Genomic DNA, 4,088 nt, shown 5'->3' with positions numbered 1-4,088 from the left:
GCAACAAGAAGTACATGAATATGAAGCACTTAGAGGCTACCCTGGAGGATGCCTCGATTGCTGGCTGATTTTATTCTGCCAGAGCCTGCAAATTATTTTGCGCATTATTCTTGACAGTACCTCTTTAGTGGTCTGGGATTTTTACCATATTAGAAAAAATGTGTGTCTTTGGCTTGACATTTGGGTGACGCAAATCGTGGAAGCGGATGCTTGGGAGACCACAGGGCTGAGTCCGGCAGGGGTAGAGTACCGGAAGGTTTACAACCGCCTGAAGGCGAAAAAGCAGAGGGGAAAAATCAGTAGGGATGAGTGGAACGCCACCGTCTCCCAAGCACAGAAAGTATTGGATATGGCGGAGAACTATCAGATGAGGAAGTGAGGAGGCGATTCGCTGCCTTTTGACCGGAGCTTTATTTCCTTGTTTTCTGCATATCAATTTCTGCACAGGATATGTGCCTTTTTAGGAAATGTTTGGCGTTTCCCCGGAACCTCCGCTTTCCGCTTCCCACTCGCTTTTCAACAGACGCAGAAACTCCTTGGAAGCCTTGGAGAAAACCTGATACTTTTTCCACACGATACAAAGCCCAGCCTCCAAGGTGGGAGATAGCGGGCGGAAGCAAAGTTCGCTGTCCCCGGTGGTGTTGATGATTTTATCCAGTGCAATGGCATAACCGATTCCTTTTTTCACAAACAGGGACGCATTGAAGATCAAGTCATAGGTCATGACAATATTCAGTTTACTGACATCTCTTTGCAGCCATGCCATCATATCGCCGCTGATGGTGGCTTGATGAGATACGATCAACGGCTTGTCCCATAAGTCCTGGGCGCATATCGTTTCTTTCTCTGCCAGTGGACTGTCTTTCCGCATGAGAACACCCCAAATGTCGCTGATGGGAAGCCGCATATGCTCGTATTTACTCACGTCTACCGGTCCCACCAGAAGCCCAAAATCAATCAGGCCCTTGTCCAGCTTCTCCATCACAATTTCCGCATCGCCGCTATAAATGTGATAATGGATCAGCGGGTATTTCTCCTGCAATTTTCCGGCTGTTTGGGCGAACAGAGAGATCGCGTCCGTTTCTCCTCCGCCGATGTAAACTTCCCCGTTGATATTGTCACCTGAGCTGGCCAGCTCTGCCTTGGTTTTTTCCATCAGGTCAACCAATTCTTCCGCACGCTTACGGAGCAGCATTCCATCCTCCGTAAGCGTGACTTTTTTACTGCCGCGAATCAGCAGTTGTTTCCCTAATTCGTCCTCCAGGTCTTTTAGCTGCCTGGAAAGCGGAGGCTGTGTCATTCGCAGAGTTTCCGCCGCTCTGGTAATGCTTTCCTCTCGCGCTACTGTAAGAAAATATTGCAAAACCCGTATATCCATAGGAACACCTCTCTTTTGTTTCTGCGCCTGATTATAGCCGGAAACCGCATACCTTTCAAGTATGCAGTTATATTCTTTATATGTATTTGATATTTCGTGAGTTTGCCTATATAATCACAGCGTAAGGAGGCAGGGCCATGATAGAGCGAACGAAGCAGGAACAGGCGGTTGTCGCCAATCTTGCAGATGCCGGATGTGACAATGCGCAGATCGAACAGTTTATGGACTTTCTGAAACCCGGCAGGAAAGAAGCGGGGCTGTCTCTGCTTGCAAAACACCGCCGTTTTCTGCTGGACTGCTGCCATGCGGATCAGAAAAAAATCGACTGCCTGGACTATCTGATCTACAAAATGAATCAAAATCAGTAAGGAGAACTTGACCATGGAAAACAAAGATACACGCACATTCAAAATTGACCCCAGCATCGAAATGAAGCCGGTCCGTTTCAAGAACCGCTTTGGCATCGAGCTGGCAGGCCACCTCTATCTGCCGGAGAATTACGAGGCGCAGAAAAACGCGGCCATCGTTGTGGCCGGTCCCTTCGGTGCGGTGAAGGAGCAGGCGTCGGGCCTCTATGCCCAGCAGTTCGCCTCCATGGGCTTCGTGTCTCTGGCCTTTGATCCGTCCTTCGGCGGTGAGAGCGGCGGCGAGGTCCGCAACACCGCCTCTCCGGACCTCTTCACCGAGGATTACAGCGCCGCCGTGGACTGCATCGGCCTGCTGGACTATGTGGACCGTGATCGGATTGGGGCGGTAGGCATCTGCGGATTGTCCGGCATGGCCATCACCGCCGCCGGGACTGACACCCGAATCAAGGCGGTGGCCACCCTCTCCATGTACGATATGTCCCGTGATATGAGCCGGGGCCACATGGACTACTACACCGAGGAACAGCGCATGAAGATCAAGCAATACCTCAGTGAACAGCGGTGGCGGGACGCCGGGAGCGGCACCTATGCCTTAGGCAACCATGAGATCGGATTTGACGAGGCTGGCAATCCGCTGACCGCCGCCATGGAGGTCCCGGAGGAACTGCCGGAGGGCGCTGATCCCGCTTTCGCCGCCTTCTTCCAGTATTACGCAAAGCGCGCCCGCCACCCCCGCGCAGTCAACTTTGTGTCCTCCTGGACGGCTACCATGCCGGTGTCCTTCTGGAACTTCCCACTGATGACCAATATCAAGGAGGTTTCTCCCAGACCTATTCTGCTGGTCGCTGGCGAAAACGCCCACTCCCGATACTACTCCGAGGACGCTTACGCCGCCGCCCAGGAGCCGAAGGAGCTGGTGATTGTCCCCGGTGCGGACCACGTTGATCTCTATGACAACTTCGATAAGATTCCCTTTGATAAGCTGGAAGCCTTTTTCAAGAACAATCTGTAATCTGGTAAAACAACAGGAGAAATTCGTCATGAATACAATGCCTAAAATCGCGCTGGGTGCGTGGTCCTGGGGAGCCGGAGCTGCTGGCGGAGATCAGGTGTTTGGAAACCATCTCTTTGAGGACGATCTGCGTCCGGTGTTTGACAAGGCGCTGGAGCGCGGCCTGACCTTGTGGGATACCGCCGCCGTCTACGGCGAGGGAACCTCCGAGCGCATCCTGGGCAATTTTGTTAAGGATGTGTCTCGTGAGATGGTGTCTCTCTCCACCAAGTTCACCCCGCAGATCGCCAGCGATTCCCCGGAGGCCATGCAGGAGATGCTGGACGGCAGCAAGGCCCGCCTTCATGCGGATGTGATAGACGTGTACTGGATTCACAACCCCATGGATGTGGAGAAGTGGACCCCCAAGCTGATCCCTCTGGCGCAGAGCGGACAGATCAAGACCATCGGCGTGTCCAACCACAATCTGGCGGAGATCAAGCGGGCCAATGAGATTTTGGGCGCTGCCGGTCTGAAAGTCTCCGCCGTTCAGAACCACTTCTCCCTGCTGCACCGCTCCTCCGAGCGGGCCGGGATTCTGGACTACTGCAAGGAAAACGGCATCACCTTCTACGCCTACATGGTGCTGGAGCAGGGGGCGCTGTCCGGCAGGTACGATACCGCCCATCCCTTCCCGGAGGGCAGCGACCGTGCCAGATGCTACGGTCCCGTCCTGCCGCAGCTGGAAAAGCTGATGGAAAAAATGCGGCAGACCGGCGGCAAATATGACGTCTCTCCCGCGCAGGTCGCCACCGCTTGGGCGATTGCCAAGGGAACCCTGCCCATCATCGGCGTGACGAAGGTGGAGCAGGTGGAAGCCGCCGCGAAGGCTGCGGAGATCGTTCTGACGGCGGAGGAAGTCTCTGAGCTGGAAACCCTGGGCGACGCCGCCAACATCAATACGCTGCGGGAGTGGGAGAAGGAGATGTGAGCATGAAAGTTTTGCTGTTAAACGGCAGCACCCGCAGGGACGGCTGCACATACCTTGCCCTCTCGGAAGCGGCAAAGGCGCTGAATGCCGAGGGCGTGGAAACGGAGATCGTCCAGATGGGCGGCGGTCCTGTCCGGGACTGCGTTGGCTGCAACAGCTGTGCCGGGAAGGGCCAGTGCGTCTTTGGCGATGACATGGTCAACGAGGTGATTGCCAAAGCGAAAGAAGCGGACGGCTTCGTGTTTGGCTCTCCGGTCTGCTACGCCCACCCCAGCGGACAGATTCTGTCCCTGCTGGACCGGGTCTTTTAGAAGCTGTACCAATAGGCTAAAACCGCTTGAGTAAAGTGCTGAAAGCAGC

General features: G+C 54.6%; 6 protein-coding genes. 5 read left to right on the top strand and 1 reads right to left on the bottom strand.

All coding sequences use genetic code 11. The features are described 5' to 3' along the window. The coding region (locus QZ329_RS15150) for a DUF6076 domain-containing protein (RefSeq protein WP_295753841.1) at nt 1–379 on the top strand (379 nt) is incomplete at its 5' end. Between the two features lie 81 nt (nt 380–460). Here QZ329_RS15150 and QZ329_RS15145 read toward each other — a convergent pair. Then, nucleotides 461–1,378, bottom strand: coding sequence for a LysR family transcriptional regulator (locus tag QZ329_RS15145; protein WP_295753840.1), 918 nt, complete (start codon nt 1,376–1,378; stop codon nt 461–463). 137 nt (nt 1,379–1,515) lie between these two features. On the opposite strand from QZ329_RS15145, the gene QZ329_RS15140 reads away from it, so the two are divergent. The 4 genes from QZ329_RS15140 to QZ329_RS15125 are packed head-to-tail and all read left to right on the top strand — an operon-like array spanning nt 1,516 to nt 4,039. Further along, nucleotides 1,516–1,746 (top strand): hypothetical protein, encoded by a 231-nt coding sequence (locus QZ329_RS15140; RefSeq protein ID WP_295753839.1) that lies wholly within the window; start codon nt 1,516–1,518, stop codon nt 1,744–1,746. 13 nt (nt 1,747–1,759) lie between these two features. Beyond that, nucleotides 1,760–2,758, top strand: a complete 999-nt coding sequence (locus tag QZ329_RS15135; RefSeq protein ID WP_295753838.1) for an alpha/beta hydrolase — start codon at nt 1,760–1,762, stop codon at nt 2,756–2,758. Nucleotides 2,759–2,786: 28 nt separating this feature from the next. Next, entirely contained in the window at nt 2,787–3,728 is a 942-nt protein-coding gene (locus QZ329_RS15130) for an aldo/keto reductase (RefSeq protein ID WP_295753837.1), read from the top strand. A gap of 2 nt (nt 3,729–3,730) precedes the next feature. Continuing rightward, on the top strand, nt 3,731–4,039 hold the full coding sequence (locus QZ329_RS15125) for a flavodoxin family protein (RefSeq protein ID WP_365352327.1): 309 nt from the start codon (nt 3,731–3,733) through the stop codon (nt 4,037–4,039). Nucleotides 4,040–4,088 lie beyond the last annotated feature (49 nt).

This window comes from uncultured Oscillibacter sp. (assembly GCF_910579365.1).
In the GTDB taxonomy this organism is placed as follows: domain Bacteria; phylum Bacillota; class Clostridia; order Oscillospirales; family Oscillospiraceae; genus Oscillibacter.
This window is presented reverse-complemented; position numbering and strand designations above follow the sequence as displayed.